The sequence below is a fragment of the Bacillus sp. OTU530 genome (genome assembly GCF_038440375.1).
The window spans coordinates 1-16,281 of sequence record NZ_JASATP010000081.1 but is presented as its reverse complement, the minus strand read 5'-3'; the positions used below and the strand labels follow the sequence as shown (position 1 = coordinate 16,281).

Here is a 16,281-nt window from a genome sequence, read left to right as displayed (position 1 = left end):
GATTGTGTTTGTTTGTTTTTCTCTACTTGTTTTCGTTCCTCACGAGACAGATATACTCCTGCCTTCATCCTTCTCTCTAGTTGTTTTCGTTCTTCACGAGAACCATACGTTTCGGACATGATTCCTCTCTCCTATGTGCAATCTATTGATGAAGAAGAGCTATGTTAAGTAATCTCCTTTTGTTAACTTACTATATATTAAATTATAGACATTACATTTGAACTAATACTTTCTCTTTTATAACGCGTACATAGCGTACCAAAGAGGAGTCTATAATAGAATTTTCTTCCTGATTTACCACAATAACAAATGGGCTGTGTTCCATCCTTTCTAATACTTCTTGTACAATCTCCTCCTTGTTTACATCTAAGCCTTTTATGATTGTTTCCTTTTTAATCTCATTATCCAAAGTATAGCAAACAATAAATTCCTTCAAGTCCCATCTTCCTTTTTCGTAAAATTTATATCCTACATAAGCATGCCATTAGTGTTCAGTTTTGTCTTGTCTAGACGTTATACATGAGATAAGTATCCATATAGATAAAATCGAGGATAGTATTCCTACGATTTTTTTGATATACATATATGTGTCATCTATAAATAGTTCATAAATACCATAGATAAAACTCGAAAAGATGACGATAAAATAGGAGAAAGAATTTCTCATCGCTCCCACTCCCTTGCGTCGACCATCTATATAATTTCGTAAGGAACTTCATTTTTAAGGGGGTCGAAAAACTTTCTAGCAAAAATTTCTTATTTTATAATCCCATAAAACATGTAAATATAATTTGAAGCCTTCATCTATACATGATACTATCGGTTCTGGTATAAAAGTACTTCGTCAGAACTCATGACAATGTTCTGTTAACCTTAAGGCTAAGTCTCTGTAACTACCATTTCGTTTAAGATTACTCTTCCTACATATTAATATTTTTCAGTTCGTTTATATATGGAAATAATAGTTATTTTTGAATTATTGATTTAACAACGTTTGTGTTCGATAGGGATCATTTTCAAATATCGATTCTTTATTCTCGACTTATAGAGCCTAATGAAAGCAGACACTGTCATAATAAAAAAAAAGGAAAAGAAGGCGGAAAAAGAACGAAGGTGAACACGGAGTTATTTTTATATGGAGCAAGGAAGGAGGGAGTTTATGTTAAGCTTATTACTGCGAGCTATTAAACCAAAACGAGTAACAGAAGAAATTGTGACTCGTCTTCAAGCAGGAGAAGGTGACAAAGAGGCATTTTTAGCTCAGTACCAGCCTTTTGTTCGAAAGGTTGTTTCCAATGTTTGCAAGCGGTACATAACGGAACAGGATGATGAATACAGTATTGGTTTGTTTGCATTCCATCAGGCCATAGAGAAGTATTCTTATGAGAAGGGAAAATCATTTTTCGCGTTTGCTGAGCTTCTTATAAAAAGAGATGTGATTGATTATATAAGAAAAGAAGTACGTCACAACCTTGTCTTTTTGAAAGAAGAGCAGGAAGAAGAAAACTTGATAGACATGCAGGGGTCACTTTCTGAATATCTAAAGGAAATAGAGAACGAAAGCCGTAAGGAAGAAATTTTTCATTTTCAAAAAGTATTAGACGAATTCCATATTTCATTTTCAGATCTTGTAAGGAATTCACCGAAGCATCATGATACAAGGGAACATGTAATAGAAATTTCTCAAATAGTTGTGCAAGATGAACAAATGTTGCACGAGCTTTTTCAAAAGAAACGGGTTCCGTTAAAACAGTTGGAAAGTCGGGTACGAGTAAGCCGAAAAACACTGGAACGACATAGAAAGTATATCATCGCTATGTGCATCATTTTCAGCAACGAGTATACGTACATCAAAGAGTATATAAAAGGGTGGGTGAACGGTGAGTAAAGGAATTGTGCTAGAAATTCAAAAGAAAAATGTTTTGCTCCTTACCCGTGATGGAAGGTTTGTGAAATACGTAAAAAAGCAAGGAAACTATGCAATCGGACAAGAACTAGCATTTACCGAAGAAGAATTGCTACCAAACAAAAAACGTGTATTTACCTTTCCCTTTTTGAAACCAATATCCATGGTAGCTTGTTCCTTTCTTCTGGTGTTTTTATTCTTCTATAATGGGCAGCAGGAAAAAGTTATGGCTTATGTATCTGTTGACATAAATCCAAGTGTGGAAGCAAGCGTGGAAGCAAGCGTGGACAGCAAACTTCGAGTTCTTCGCTTAGAAGCCTATAATGAAGAGGGTAAACAGGTTATAAAAAAGCTTAAAAACTGGAGGAAGCAACCACTGCCAGATGTAATTGGGCAAATTATAAATCGATGCCGAACAGACGGATACTTAACGACGGAAACACAGATTACCCTTACTTCCGTTGTAACAGATCCTGGAAAGACGTTTCAACAACAACTTAAAACCGCTTTGCAGACTGAGAAGACAAAGTATACAAAAGAACGTTTATCCGTAGTTGAGCAAGAAGGTACGATTCAAATACGGGAGAATGCCAAAAAGTCGGGAATGAGTATCGGTACTTATATGAAAAAAGAGAAAGCTGCACAGCCTTCTCCGATTGTTCCAGAAGCACCCATTCCTATTCCAGAACAGTCACCGGCAAATAATCAAGTGAAGCAAGCACCTTCTTCTCCAAATGCCAAACAGGAAGAAAAGATAGAAAAGAAACAAGTACCACCTTCTCCAAGTATCAAGCAGGAGGAAAAGATAGAAAAGAAACAAGCACCACCTCCTCCAAGTGCCAAACAGGAAGAAAAGATAGAAAAGAAACAAGTACCACCTTCTCCAAGTATCAAGCAGGAGGAAAAGATAGAAAAGAAACAAGTACCACCTTCTCCAAGTATCAAGCAGGAGGAAAAGATAGAAAAGAAACAAGCACCACCTCCTCCAAGTGCCAAACAGGGGGAAAAGATAGAAAAGAAACAAGTACCACCTTCTCCAAGCAACAAGCATGAAGAGGAAAAGGAAAAAAAGGAAATATAAATTGATAAAAGAATGAGAAGAGTAAAAAAGTTAATCGGTCAACGATTAGCTTTTTTACTATTGCCTCAAAGGCTATCTGTTTAGATAGCCTTTTTATATGTCCTGCCTACTTTAATTTTTCTAAGTAACGATAAACCAATCCATTCTTGAGGGATAATCAAAGCTCCTAAAGCTCCAATAAGACTAAGTAAGACTAATGCTATAAATCCAACATATTGTCCAATGATGATATGGGAAGCTTTTAACGATGAATTTCGTTGTGAGAACCAAGCTAACAAAAGAAAGATATCATCAATATTTGTAGCGGCAAACAAAATAATTGTAGTAAGAATAAAACTCATACAGCCTCCATAAAAACTCTTATTTGGTTTATATTACCGTATTTTTTTAAGGATTTTATGTATATCATATTCATGTGAGATTTATATAATAGTTTATTATCGGAATTCAATGTATCTAGAAACCTATAAAAAATGGTATGTATAGAGTTGACTTGAAAGTAAGTGGGTATGACTACCCCAGTTTAAGAACAGACTCCAGATCAATAACCCAAATTTCTATGGCAATAACAAGAAACACAGAACCATAAATAAACATCGTTATTCTAAGTGCTATCATATGGTGTTTAGGAAGAATTTTTTTATAAAGTCTGTGCAAGCCTTCCCCTAAATAACCAACGATAAGGAAATTTACAGGCGCTTGCTAATTTGAAAGGCCCCCTCTTCCCCACCTGTTTTCAAGAACCAAAACACTGATTTCTGATGCTATGATGCTGGGTTTTTTGACATTACCGCTACCCAAAATATGTGGTTTCTCCTATTTGGTATTCATCTATATCAAAATACAACTTGATTTATTTTTATTTAAGAAGATGAATGTATATTTAAAAATGTGTTTTTTTGCTTACAAAAGGTTTAAAAGCCAATAATAAAAGAAACTTTCACTAAAATTTCTTATAACATTAGGTACTATTATGATCATGAGGGGTAAAAACATGATAGACGCAAAGCGTGAAACTTGGCTTGATGCAGCAAAAGGATTCGCAATGATCCTAGTCGTTGCAGGGCATGCATATAATCACAATGACTTTATCACTTATATTTATTGGTTTCATATGCCTGCTTTCTTTCTCTTTAGCGGCTACGTGTCAAAGCCAATTACACAGTGGTCACAAATGAGGTTCTATATAAAAAAACGAGCACATAGTCTCCTTATCCCTTACTTTACATATTTAGGGATATTTACTGCGTTTCGCTATATAGGGGAACTCACACATGGAAACTTCTCTTTCAGTTGGTATATGAAGGATATAGGAAGTTTGCTTGTTGGGGGACGATTTATTACAAGCTACTATGGAGTATTTTGGTTTATTACTTGTTTATTTTTCACACAGCTTTTATTCCAGGTGATCTTTCTGTTATTCAAACGAACGACAGCGCGTTTGCTATTTATTCTTGCTTTTTATATCGTTTCTCATATCGAAGGCTGGTATGTAGGTACATTAGACGGTTCTGAGCCGTCCCTTCATGTATTCGTACCCTGGAATGTAGATACGTCCATGCTTGCCCTTTGTTACTATAGCATCGGGTACTATGCGAAAACGTATTTAAAGCAGATTCCTGCTTTACTGACTGGCATTTGCACCCTATTAACAGCTGGATGTATTACACTCCAAGAATGTAATTTACTAGATTATCATCTTAGCATTAAATATCTCGTTTTTGGGAACTACATTCTTGATTTATTCATTCCCTTTATAATGATAATTTCATATTGTGGGATATTCCAACTCATTAAATCCGTAAAAATCGTATCTCTGCTTTCCTTTATTAACCATAGAGGTTTAATAATTATGTATCTACATATAGGAATCAACAAAATCTTACTGCAATTTATAGACTATGGGAATATTCTATATACCATTTTAGGTGTAAGTATCCCTCTTTTCATTTCTATACTACTCATAGAGAATAAGCATAAAATCAGAGCATTTTTATTACATTTTCTACACATTCACGCTAAACACTCTACAAAATTAAATGTGGAGTATAAGGAATTTCGATAAAAAAGCAGTTTTAATACGGGATTCATCACGTCATGAAGGAGGCTGTCCCCAAAGGTCGTTTTAACGATCTTTGGGGACAGCCTCCTTCATGTTGACATAAGATTCGAAAGCGAGAGTTAATTAGCACTCGTTCGTTTAATAAGAACTCTATTCTTCTGTAATTTTATTTTCTCTACAAATCAATCCTTCTTGCCACATTTGATACACGTAAAGAGTGACAGCAATTATTGTCATGATAATAATCCCTTCGAGAGGAGATAAGTTTCCTTCACTAGTTGTAATTTTGAGTTTTTTCCATAAAGCTCTGAAACCAAATGAATAGATGCAATCTATAATTAAATTAACAACGAAATAAATCCAAAATCTACGAAATGTAAAATAAAATATCCATATAGTCCCTACCAAAAAAACTCCATAAACTGTATGTATTTGCGCTACTTTATCCCACGAAAAAAGAGTTTCCTTGTACTTCCACCAATCATATGTCCAAGCAACTTGGTATAGTATTGTATTTATCACTGTCGCTAACAAAGCAACAGGCATATATCTGCGAATAGCCGAGTTCTTTAAAAAGATTAAGGAAATCCAAGGTAATAAAAAGAAAGCCCATAAGACAAGTTTTATCATATATGAATTCTCCTTTAGGTTTAATTTGTTATAGTTTTCCAAAAATCCCTTAATCCATCCAATTCATTATGGATAGTTTTTTCCTTTGTTGAATAATTATAGGAAAGAAGTACATAATAAGGTCGCATCCAAAACTTGGAGTTAATGGTACATTCTGGTGACTTGACATTCGCCTACTGTGAAGTACGCAAAAACCAACTTTCTAAGGAAAGCTATACATTCAGCAGTGTATAGCTTTTCCCCTTTTTGAATAAAATTCTAGGAGAAAAGTGCATAATAAGAGTGCACTCAACCTCATAGGCCTAGTACACCTTGTTGCGTTAGTATTAAGCGTTAACTTTAAGTAATCTGTGAAGCACACAAAACAATCGGCTTTAGCCGAGAAGCTACCCAATTGAGCAGTTGGGTAGCTTTTCCTTTTTAGAATTTTTGTAAGATGCTGATTTGTTTTGAACGCAATTAGGTTGAAAAGTAGAATGGAAATAATAAGTCCTATCATGATAAAACGATTATGTAGTGAGCTGATTTCGATCCTCAATTTGTGGAGGTTCTTCCAACCAGCCGTTTTTAATCATAAGTTTTCCACCATCCTGAGCAAAAGAGAAAATATCTTTTGTCAGCAAGCTCATTTTTGTTGGTATGTCGCTTCTTAAACTAAAAGCCCCGCCCAGTGCACTATTTCCGAATCCAAGTGAAGTGAGCAAGCTGGTGTTGTACATCATCAATTTCTCAGAAAACGGCGCCATTTTTGACGTGGTTGCTTTTCCAGCAGGAGTGGCAGGGGGCTCAATAAAACTCTGACGTAAAAATTCACCTAGAGAAGTTTCTATCTTTTCTGAAAGTTTCATTCCTTTGACAAAATAGTCCTGTACCTCTTTATCAGTGGCCACTTGAGCAAATCCAATCATTAATTGCATTCCTACAAGATTTGTTTCAATCGCGTGATGGATAAGGGAAACTTCAACTGTATTAAGAGATCTTAGTTCACCAAATAACTTTAACCCGTCCGTGTAATTTGTACTCTGTACAAATCCAACTTTTGTTGGCATTGACACAAAGGGTGGGCGTACCAAAACGCCTTTTTCTAAAAGCAATTGGGTGCATTGGCTATTCATCGCTTGAGATTCTGCAGTCAAACTGATAAAAAAATCTTCAATATCCTTCCGGTAAGACATGTCTAGAGAACGTGCATACAGGCTCATTTCTACTTTAGTCATCATGTGCAAATACATGATATCGTACATGTAGTCATATAACTTTGGGACTCCCTTATATACATCTTTTTCTGTAAAGCCGATAGGAATTACTGCTCCCTCTTGATGAAAAATGTTTGTAATCGTCTCTACATTTTTGGCGGCAGTGTTAGAATGGGACTGTAACAGTTGCTTTGCTTCATCATCGGCATGTTCTATAAAATGCTCTAATATCCTGATAATCATGGTCTTTTCTTGATAAGTCATCCACAAATTAGCTAATTCTGATGATGTGATAGGTGTTCGCTGTGAAATCATTATGCAATCCTCCTAGTTTTATTTTTTAATGTAACCCTGAGAGGTTTATTTTATGAATAAGAAAGTTTCTGCAATATCTTTATAGATATTTGATTTAAAACTATCCTGTAACGTTTGACGAATAAGGAGCAATGTATATCGGTATACACGTGAATTTGACATAACCCTACACTATTGGAAGTAACTGTATCTAAAAACCTATAAAAAATACCCTCCAGTTAAGCGATCTGGAGGGAGCGTATTAACATAATATTCGAAAGCAGAAGTTAAAAATTTTGAGTTTCTTAACCCCCGTTAGCTTAAGTGCATTATTTCACAATCTTGATTTCTTGGTTTCCTTTTTTAATTTTCCTTTACACCAAAATACGATTATCCTTTTCCTAAGAATTTTTTTAACAGTAAACCTATAATAACCCCAGGAATTACACATAGCATAGGAAACCACACAGTCCCTAACAATATCCCAAATATTTTTACTTTTGCAGAAAACATAAGTCCTGCAGTAACAAAATAGGCTGAAAAAACAAATGGTAAAAAGGAATATGGTTCCTTGCCCCCACCTGCATCTTTAAATGCGTCCCACATCGCAAAGAAATAAACACATGGATAAAACATAAGCCATTGGTATTCAGTATGTTCAATGGCTTTTTCAATTTCTCCGTTAAAACTAAACAAGATTAGCTCATTAAAATGAGATTGAACATTAATCGTGAATTCTAATACGATAAAAAGAATCCCTTTAAGATACCTTCCATTAAGTAATTGACCAAACCCTGGAAGTGCTATACTCTATAACAATTTTTCTTTTGGATTCACCTTTTTCTAACCCTTTATTGTATTTTTTTGAACACAAAATATGTTCTTGTAGGATATGGGATGATTATTTATCAGATGCTATGTTACCTCTATCGGCCGCATAGGGTGGTTTTTCCATCCAGCCGTTCTCTATGTAAATTTCCGCTGCATCTCCTACAAATCCTTGGATGTTTATTAAGGACCTAGAATAAAGCAACCCAAAGTCATGTCTTGCACTTACTGCTACTGCATTTCCAACCGCTCTTATTTTCATGGAGAACATGTCCATCTTATGGTATAATATTATTTTGTCTGAAAAGGGTGAAAACGTTGATGTTGCAACCAAATGGTCTAAAAAAGATGGAGAAGGCAAATTTTCATCATGTAGCTTTTTCATATAGCGTTCCAAATTTGAATGTGTAAGGTTTTTCCCTCTTTCAAATAGGTCCCGAATTTTTTCATTTTTGGCAACCTGGGCAAATGCCATAATGAGTGCTTTACTCGCGACACCGTTTTCAATATTATCGTACAAATGGATAATTTCCAATGCTTGCATAGGACGCACATGTCCTAAAAAACCATTTAAAAAGTCCTCATGAACAAATTCAACTTTTTCTGGTACTGGAATAATAGGTGGTTTACTAATGAATCCTTTACTCAATAAAATTTCTTTGATTTGGTCCATCAAAGCCTTGGTAGAATCTATACAATAATTAAAAAACTCTTTTACATCATTTCTATAAACAAGAGGATAGGCGACCGTATAAATACTCGTTCCTGCTTTTGCTGTGTATTTTAAATAATGGACGTAGAATTCATCTTGGAATAACCGAGGTGCACTAAGGTTAACGTCTTCTTTGCCGAACCCTTGAGGGATAGGAAAGTTTTCCTTCTCAAATATTCCTGTAATGATTTCCATGAAATCTACGCTTAAATTATACGCATTTTCCACTAATGTTTTAATATCCTCATCCTCAACGTGTTGAAGAAAATAGCTTAATATGCAGTTTGCCATACTGTTTCCCATATATGTTGCCCAAAGTTTCCCCATTTCTGATGATGTTAATGGTTCTGTAGTGTTTGTTTTACTTGAAGTTAATTGTATCGGTTTTAGCGTATACATAGAAAAATCTCCCTTTTAATATTTTGCTTAGTATTCTCCTCTATTCAAAGTATATTCTGGACTATACTTTTATCCAGAAATCCCCTCCCACTTGTTTCACTAAACTGTCCTGTTCGTTGAACAAGGAACGATGTATATTCTATTCATGTCAAGGTTTACATAATCCCGAATTATCGGCATTCAATGTATCTAATAACTTAAAAACCCCCCCTCAGATCCTGAAGGGGTTTTTGCTAACCTTCACATAGCCTAACAACTTTAGGGAATCATATATTTCAAACTGGTCGTTCAGAAAAGGCTAATGAAAATAGAGGGATGTAGCAATGAATCGGTATTTTTATTATTTGATAATTGTAAACATGGTAGCAAATATTGTGGCATGCGTTCCTAAAATTTTATTAGAAGCTAGAACAAAGGGAGCAATTATTTCCATGATTCTCGCCCTCATTATGGGTTCTATGTTTACTTATACAATAGCTCGTTTTTTTAACAAATTCCCTGGTAAAGGACTGCCTGAACTACTAAAAGAGTACACTCCGAAATGGATTGCAATTCCATTTCTTATGCTTCTTACAGTTTTCTGGTTTTCATCAGGATTAACAACTCTTATTAACTATTCCTTCTTATTGAAAAGATTTTTAACTCCAGATATGCCTTTACAATGGATCACTTCCATTTTTCTATGCTTTATTTCATTTGGCATATTAATGAGTTCCAAAAGTGTGTTATATACGGTTGAAACCCTTCTAGTGTTCAACATTCCTCTGGTGATCCTCATTATGGCAAAAACGTATACGAGCGAAGGTATGGAATGGGACTATGTAAAGGAATCTGTAATGTACATCTATCACACTCCTAGCTACCCTGCATTTTCTGCTGCTTTATTTTCATCCATAGGTGCAGCAAATTTAATTATTTTCAATCGTGTATTTACGAAAAAACAAAAAATGACTTGGCTTCAACTTGGGCTTATTTTCTTCACATTGCTAGGGAACTTGTTCACTACCTATTTTATTCCAATAGGATATATTGGATTTAATCATATCGATAGAATGGTTTACCCTTGGGTTCGCACGAGTGATGCGATGCGGCTAGAGTTCGGCTTCATTGAACGTGTTTTATTCATTTTTCTAGTGTTATATCTAGCTATTTCATTCTTAAGTATTTTAATTCATTGGCATGTAGTGATAGAACTCTTAAAAAAGGTAATTTGGTTGAAACGGTTCAAATGGAAAGAGCGGAACCTTACACCCTATCTGTTTATTGGTGTGTTCTGGTTTATTAGTCTGAAAGGGGCCTCTTACCTAACTGAATATCAGGTCACCTTGTATACAAGCTATATTTTGAACTGCTTACCAGCTTTCCTTATAGCTACTTTTCTTGTGTTGTGGTTCATAAATAGAAGGGCAAAAGCATGACTTCATGTATTTAAAGACGGAAAGAACCTTTTCTTTGCGATCGTCATTTCTTTTTCTGGGTTGTCCTTGCACAATTTTTTTCGGCTCGGTTTGGCTCTTTCGCCAAACCGACGACCAAAAGCAAGATTCAGGTTATCGGCTTGCACGAGCGATTATACGAGCCGAACTGCCAGATCATCCGTCCCTTGTGTTGCTCTCTCTTCTTATGCCTACACGCTAATTCGTACGGATTGTTCTAATAAAGCTCTTCCTGTTAAGAAAAGAATCATAATACAGAAAACACAAATCTTTTTGGACTTTGACTTGTTCTGGAGTCTCATCCCTTTATAGAGCCTTAGTATCAGATTTCTGTTCGTCGAGCCAAGATTTTATTCCACGCTTCCTCCAGCCCTTACCTCACGATAAGTACCTTGCGCTTCCTTAGTGGTTGGTCGATGTGTACCCCCACAGTGGACTTTCACCACCTAGATAGTTGCCATGCCTGGCACACAGAGAAAAACAGCCCCGCAAATGGGGCTGTCAGTTAGCATAACATTCGATATAGGAAGTTAAAAGTGTTTTATTTTTTGGCCAGTCCTATTTTTCAAATCGATAAGGTACAGTAGTTACAATCACATTTTTTTGATAAATAAGGTAAAGTCTTAATAGTAAGCTTGACTGATTATGCAATATATCATGCCATCTCTTCCTTGTAATGAATTGTGGAATTAGTACGGTTATTGTGTGATTACTTTCAGCAGCCCTTTTCATAGCCAAGTCGATAAAACGAGCAATAGGTCTCATCAAACTCCTATATTCGGAACGTAGCGTGACGAGACGAATATCTGGTTTCCATTCCTTCCACTTTTCCTCCATCCGTTTTTCACTTTCATCATCAAAAGCGACATAAACGGCAATGACTGTATCACCGGTTAACTTGGCATAATTCAAGGAGCTTTCGACTACTTTTGTTATCCCTGCAACGGGTACAATGACAGCATTTCCTTCCCGCTGTAAGACCTCTTCTTCACCTGGTTTGATCCTCAGTTGTTCTCCCACAGCTTCATAATGGTTTTTAATTTTATGAAACGCATAGATAATGATTGGCAAGAAAATCAGGATAGACCAGACTTGAGAAAATTTTGTGATGAAGAAAATGATCACAACAGTTAAACAAATCAATGCGCCGATTAAATTGACAATCATTTTATACATCCAACCAGCAGGTCTTTCTCTTATCCATTTTACAATCATACCTGTTTGCGACAGTGTGAAAGGAATAAATACACCAACTGCGTATAACGGAATGAGTTGTTCTGTTTCCCCTCTAAAAGCAATAATCAGCAAAATAGATGCAATACCAAGTGTGATAATACCGTTGGAATAACCGAGTCTATCCCCACGATTCAGGAACATTCGAGGTATGTACTTGTCTGTCGCTAAGTTAACCGCTAGCAACGGAAAAGCAGAAAAACCGGTATTCGCTGCAAGTACCAGAATCAGAGCCGTAGTTCCTTGCACAAAGTAATACATAAAATTTCTTCCAAATACTTCAGATGCCATTTGCGATACCACTGTTTCCTCATGTTTAGGTGTGATTCCTAACCAATAGGCGAGAAACATAGTACCAGAGAAAAGAATGGCTAAGATGAATCCCATCATAACTAGTGTACTGACGGCGTTTCTTGCAGCAGGTTCTTTAAAGTTAGGAACCGCGTTCGAAACCGCTTCTACTCCAGTTAGAGCCGAACAACCGGATGAAAAGGCTTTGAGTAATAAAAATAGACTCATACCGGGAACCACTGTCCCTATTGATGTATGTGAGTTAGCTTGTATTTGTCCGTTTGCAATTTGCCATATTCCCACACCGATGAGAAGGAGTAACGCCAACACAAATAAGTATACAGGATACGCTAGGACGGAAGCGGATTCTGTCACACCCCTGAGATTCAAAATTGTAATCAATACAACTAATGCAGAGGCAATTCCCACATTATAACCATGAAATTGAGGGAAGGCTGATGTAATAGCATCTGTTCCAGCTGATACGCTTACGGATACAGTTAAAATATAGTCAACTAATAAAGATCCTCCGGCAATGAGACCGGCATTTTTCCCTAGATTATTTTTTGAGACAATGTAGGCACCGCCGCCGTGGGGATAAGCATAAATAATCTGGCGGTAGGAAAGAATCAGAGCTGCTAAAAGAACTAACACACCAACGCCAATCGGAATCGAATACCAAAATGCAATGAGACTGATTGTAGATAACACAATTAAAACTTGTTCTGGTCCATAGGCTACGGAAGAAAGGGCATCTGACGACAAAATGGCAAGAGCCTTTAATTTCCCTAGTTTTTGTTCCCCTAATTCACTCGTCTTGAGTGGTTTTCCAATCAATGTTTTTTTAAACATGGAATAACGCACAACGTTCCCTCCATTACGCTAAAAATCTAATCAGTTTAACTACAACGACTATGATAAAATTATCCTTCTTCTTTAGTCATGCCCAATACCATAGATTTTCTTAAAAATAAAAATGTATCCTGTAATAAACACAAAAAAAGAACACTAAGGCGGTTCTCAGTGTTCTTTTTCAGACAACACAAAGCAAACCTACTCTCCAAACGCTTATGAGGTTAGCTGTCGGATTCTATTATGTTGCATTTAGGATTTAACTCATGACTTTTAACTTTCTTAAATAAAGGTAATACCAGTACACCCACATATACGAGATGATATATGAGAAGAATGTCCAAATAATATTCCAGCCGTTACCATATACGATTTTCCCCGCTGATTGTTATATGTATAAATTTTGACATTTTACAACCTCCCTCTTTCTTGTAATTATTCGGTGTAGGAAAGGGCAATCCCTATCTGTATATCAATTGGCTTTATTGTGTATATCACATATCCTAACAACTTTAGGGAACCATATATTTTAAACTGGTTGTTCAGAAAAGCCTAATGAAAAATAGAGGGATGTAGAAATTCAAGAAGAACCAAATAATCCGATAGTGGATGTAGTAGAACAAAAAGAAACGCAACTCTCATCAATTGATGAGGTAGAACATGATGAATAATTGTTGTGCTATAAAAAGGCTAAGAGGAAGATGTAGACATGTCCAAAAAAACCTTTGATTTTAACTCGGATATATTAGTACTACTAGGTATATACTTTGCTATTCGTTATATATATACAAAAGAGGTGTACGTGCAGCTAATAAGTGGATATAAAATTAATACACTTTTTTTACTCATATGTGTAATTATGGTTGTTGGAATATATAGACAAATAGATAAAAAAATAATAGCGCTATCACAAAACGGTATAAGAAATAAGAACAATGAATCATAAATAAATGGTTGTAGGAGAATAAAAAATACTTAAGTTTGTTTCCCTCACTATACATGTCAGGTTAACATAACATCACATTACCGGCAGTGGATTCCCATGGGATTCCGTACCAACACTGAGTTTCTCTCATTCTCGGACATAATCAAATATACAACATTTTATGCAATTTCCGAGTGGTTCGGGTTTAGGCCTCCCAATCTTTTGACAAACTTCCCTACTTGTTGCATAAAATCCTGCATATTTTCTGGGATATATTTTATTTATGTTGTTCAATAATAGCGCCAGATTGTTGAAGATCTTAACTACTTTTTCTCATTGAACTAACGCACCTTATAGTTTAAGTGTATTATTTCACATTCTTACTTTCGTGGATAAAAGATACTATTTAATATTATTGTTGATCTTGATAATAAAATAAGGAAACACCCGCTTGATGTTCCCTTTCAATTTCCTTTACGGAATATAGTCAAATCACTAAAATTGAAAAAAATAACGTTCATGCTTTTCTTAATAACTTTTTTAGCAGTATTCCTATAATAACTCCAGGAATTACACATAGCATAGGAAACCACACTGTTCCCAACATAATTCCTAATAACTTTATTTTTGCAGAATACATTAATCCCACAGTAACAAAATATGCTGAAAGAACAAATGGTAAGAAAGAATATAGTTCCCTACCACCACCTGCATCTTTATAGGCATCCCACATCGCAAAAAAATACACACAAGGATAAAACATAAGCCATTGGTATTCAGTATGATCAATGGCTTTTTCAATCTCACCATTAAAGCTATAGTAGATCACTTCATTAAAATGGGATTGAACATTAATTATTACTTCTAATACAATGAAAATTAACCCTTTAAGGTACTTTCCATTCAATAATTGACCGAAACCTGGAAGAGCTATACTCCATAACAATTTTTCTTTTGGATTCACATTTGTCTAACCTTTTTCTTGTAGATTTTGTTTCAGGGTACAAAATGTTCGTTCATGTTAGGAACATGAATAGGTAATTAACTGGATGCTAGCTTTTCTCGATCAACCGCTCTTGGTGGTTGTTCCAGCCAGCCATTCTCAATCGCAATTTTTGCAGCCTCTTGAACAAATGCTGAATTTTTCATTAACGATTTAGTATAAAGTAACGCAATGTCGTTCCTTCCGTTTACAGCTACCGAATTTCCAAATGATCTCAGTTTCATTGAAAACATATCTATCTTATGAAATAACATTAACTTGTCTGAAAAAGGAGCAAAGGTAGATGTTGTAACTAAATCGTCACGAAAAGATGGGGAAGGTAAATGTTCATCATGTAGTTTTTGCATATAGCTTTCAGTATTTAGAGTTACAAGCTCTCTACCTCTTTCAAATAAATCCTGAACCTTTTCGTTCTTTGCTACTTGGGAAAATCCTATAAGGAGTGCTTTACTTGCTAGGTTATTTTCAATATTATCGTAAAAGTGGGTAATTTCTAATGCATGTAAAGGTCGTACGTGTCCAAAGAAACCATTTAAAAAATCTTGATGAACAAATTCCACTTTATCTGGTACTGGAATAACAGGTGGCTTCATGATAAATCCTTTATTCATTAATATATCCTTGATTTGTTCCATTAAAGCCATAGTGGAATCCATACAATACAAATAAAGTTCCCTTATATCCTTCCTATACACTAACGGTACCGCTACGTTATAGATGCTCATTCCTGCTTTAGAGACATATTTCAAGTAATGAACATAGAATTGATCTTCAAATAACCTAGGAGCACCAAGATTTACGTCTTTCTCAGTAAAACCTTGAGGGATAGGGAAGTTTTCCTTTGTGAAAATTTCTTCGATTCTCTTCAAAATTTCTAGGCTTAATTGTAATGCGTTTTCTAATAAATTCTTAATATCACCGTCCTCAACATGTTGAAGATAATAACTCAGAATACATTTGCCCATAGAATTCCCCATATAAGTCGCCCAGAGTTTACCCATTTCTGCTGATGTGAGTTTTTCACTTAGGTCCGATTTTGTTGAACCTATATGAATTGGTTTAAACGTTTCCATAGAAAAATCTCCCTTTTATTGTTTTGCTTAGTATTTTCCTCCATTCAAAATTATATTCTGGACTAAACTTTTATCCATAAAATTGTCTACTTTGCCCCTGGCTACACGAACGCTGGTACTAGGCCTACTTGCAAGTTTGTTCATTTCTCCTTCTTATTTTGTAGCGCCCCCCTCTGTATTTTCTACGTATCAAGATTTATTTTATATTATAATTTCAGTACTTGAAATTTTCCAAACTAAAAGCACAAAAAAACCTCACTCTTGTAGCTATTATACACAAAAGTGAGGTTTTTTTATTTGCCTAGCGACGTCCTACTCTCACAGGGGGAAACCCCCAACTACTATCGGCGCTGAAGAGCT

The 16,281-nt window shown here is 35.5% G+C and carries 13 protein-coding genes and 1 pseudogene; 4 read left to right on the top strand and 10 right to left on the bottom strand.

Annotated elements, in window-relative coordinates; translation table 11 throughout:
- Positions 1–211 precede the first annotated feature (211 nt).
- Entirely contained in the window at positions 212–436 is a 225-nt protein-coding gene (locus tag AAHB12_RS29640) for a hypothetical protein (protein WP_342048701.1), read from the bottom strand.
- Positions 437–1,159: 723 nt separating this feature from the next.
- On the opposite strand from AAHB12_RS29640, the gene sigI reads away from it, so the two are divergent.
- Entirely contained in the window at positions 1,160–1,888 is a 729-nt protein-coding gene (gene sigI, locus AAHB12_RS29635) for an RNA polymerase sigma-I factor (protein WP_342048700.1), read from the top strand.
- On the top strand, positions 1,881–2,987 hold the full coding sequence (locus AAHB12_RS29630) for an anti-sigma factor domain-containing protein (protein ID WP_342048699.1): 1,107 nt from the start codon (positions 1,881–1,883) through the stop codon (positions 2,985–2,987). Before sigI ends, AAHB12_RS29630 begins: the two co-directional genes overlap by 8 nt.
- Before the next feature lie 80 nt (positions 2,988–3,067).
- Here the strand turns inward: AAHB12_RS29630 and AAHB12_RS29625 are convergent, their stop codons facing one another.
- Entirely contained in the window at positions 3,068–3,328 is a 261-nt protein-coding gene (locus tag AAHB12_RS29625; RefSeq protein WP_342048698.1) for a cadmium resistance transporter, read from the bottom strand.
- A gap of 653 nt (positions 3,329–3,981) precedes the next feature.
- Between AAHB12_RS29625 and AAHB12_RS29620 the strand changes: the two genes are divergently transcribed.
- The gene (locus AAHB12_RS29620) at positions 3,982–5,052 is read left to right on the top strand and encodes an acyltransferase family protein (RefSeq protein ID WP_342048697.1); all 1,071 of its coding nucleotides are present in this window, start codon (positions 3,982–3,984) and stop codon (positions 5,050–5,052) included.
- A gap of 147 nt (positions 5,053–5,199) precedes the next feature.
- On the opposite strand, the gene AAHB12_RS29615 is transcribed toward AAHB12_RS29620, so the two are convergent.
- The 4 genes from AAHB12_RS29615 to AAHB12_RS29600 form a co-directional block, all read right to left on the bottom strand.
- Positions 5,200–5,679, bottom strand: coding sequence for a hypothetical protein (locus AAHB12_RS29615; protein ID WP_342048696.1), 480 nt, complete (start codon positions 5,677–5,679; stop codon positions 5,200–5,202).
- 509 nt (positions 5,680–6,188) lie between these two features.
- Complete coding sequence (locus tag AAHB12_RS29610) at positions 6,189–7,193, bottom strand: DUF3231 family protein (protein ID WP_342048704.1); 1,005 nt, start codon at positions 7,191–7,193, stop codon at positions 6,189–6,191.
- 366 nt (positions 7,194–7,559) lie between these two features.
- Positions 7,560–7,976, bottom strand: a complete 417-nt coding sequence (locus tag AAHB12_RS29605) for a hypothetical protein (RefSeq protein WP_342048703.1) — start codon at positions 7,974–7,976, stop codon at positions 7,560–7,562.
- Between the two features lie 94 nt (positions 7,977–8,070).
- The gene (locus tag AAHB12_RS29600) at positions 8,071–9,108 is read right to left on the bottom strand and encodes a DUF3231 family protein (protein ID WP_342048695.1); all 1,038 of its coding nucleotides are present in this window, start codon (positions 9,106–9,108) and stop codon (positions 8,071–8,073) included.
- Positions 9,109–9,431: 323 nt separating this feature from the next.
- Here AAHB12_RS29600 and AAHB12_RS29595 point away from each other — a divergent pair, with 323 nt between their 5' ends.
- A complete protein-coding gene (locus AAHB12_RS29595) occupies positions 9,432–10,526 on the top strand; it encodes a GerAB/ArcD/ProY family transporter (protein ID WP_342048694.1) in 1,095 nt (364 codons plus the stop codon).
- Positions 10,527–11,102: 576 nt separating this feature from the next.
- On the opposite strand, the gene AAHB12_RS29590 is transcribed toward AAHB12_RS29595, so the two are convergent.
- From AAHB12_RS29590 to AAHB12_RS29580, 4 genes and pseudogenes are all read right to left on the bottom strand, one after another.
- A complete protein-coding gene (locus AAHB12_RS29590; protein ID WP_342048702.1) occupies positions 11,103–12,920 on the bottom strand; it encodes an APC family permease in 1,818 nt (605 codons plus the stop codon).
- A 259-nt stretch (positions 12,921–13,179) separates the two neighbouring features.
- Positions 13,180–13,302, bottom strand: a pseudogene (locus tag AAHB12_RS32040) (CBO0543 family protein); the annotation flags it as partial.
- A gap of 1,060 nt (positions 13,303–14,362) precedes the next feature.
- Positions 14,363–14,809: a hypothetical protein gene (locus AAHB12_RS29585; RefSeq protein ID WP_342048693.1), complete on the bottom strand. Its 447-nt coding sequence runs from the start codon at positions 14,807–14,809 to the stop codon at positions 14,363–14,365.
- Positions 14,810–14,886: 77 nt separating this feature from the next.
- Positions 14,887–15,921, bottom strand: a complete 1,035-nt coding sequence (locus AAHB12_RS29580; protein ID WP_342048692.1) for a DUF3231 family protein — start codon at positions 15,919–15,921, stop codon at positions 14,887–14,889.
- Positions 15,922–16,281 lie beyond the last annotated feature (360 nt).

Coding starts and splice junctions, on each gene's coding strand:
- AAHB12_RS29590 (WP_342048702.1), bottom strand. CDS start 12,920: ATGTTTAAAAAAACATTGATTGGAAAACCACTCAAGACGAGTGAATTA.
- AAHB12_RS29615 (WP_342048696.1), bottom strand. CDS start 5,679: ATGATAAAACTTGTCTTATGGGCTTTCTTTTTATTACCTTGGATTTCC.
- AAHB12_RS29600 (WP_342048695.1), bottom strand. CDS start 9,108: ATGTATACGCTAAAACCGATACAATTAACTTCAAGTAAAACAAACACT.
- sigI (WP_342048700.1), top strand. CDS start 1,160: ATGTTAAGCTTATTACTGCGAGCTATTAAACCAAAACGAGTAACAGAA.
- AAHB12_RS29625 (WP_342048698.1), bottom strand. CDS start 3,328: ATGAGTTTTATTCTTACTACAATTATTTTGTTTGCCGCTACAAATATT.
- AAHB12_RS29620 (WP_342048697.1), top strand. CDS start 3,982: ATGATAGACGCAAAGCGTGAAACTTGGCTTGATGCAGCAAAAGGATTC.
- AAHB12_RS29595 (WP_342048694.1), top strand. CDS start 9,432: ATGAATCGGTATTTTTATTATTTGATAATTGTAAACATGGTAGCAAAT.
- AAHB12_RS29580 (WP_342048692.1), bottom strand. CDS start 15,921: ATGGAAACGTTTAAACCAATTCATATAGGTTCAACAAAATCGGACCTA.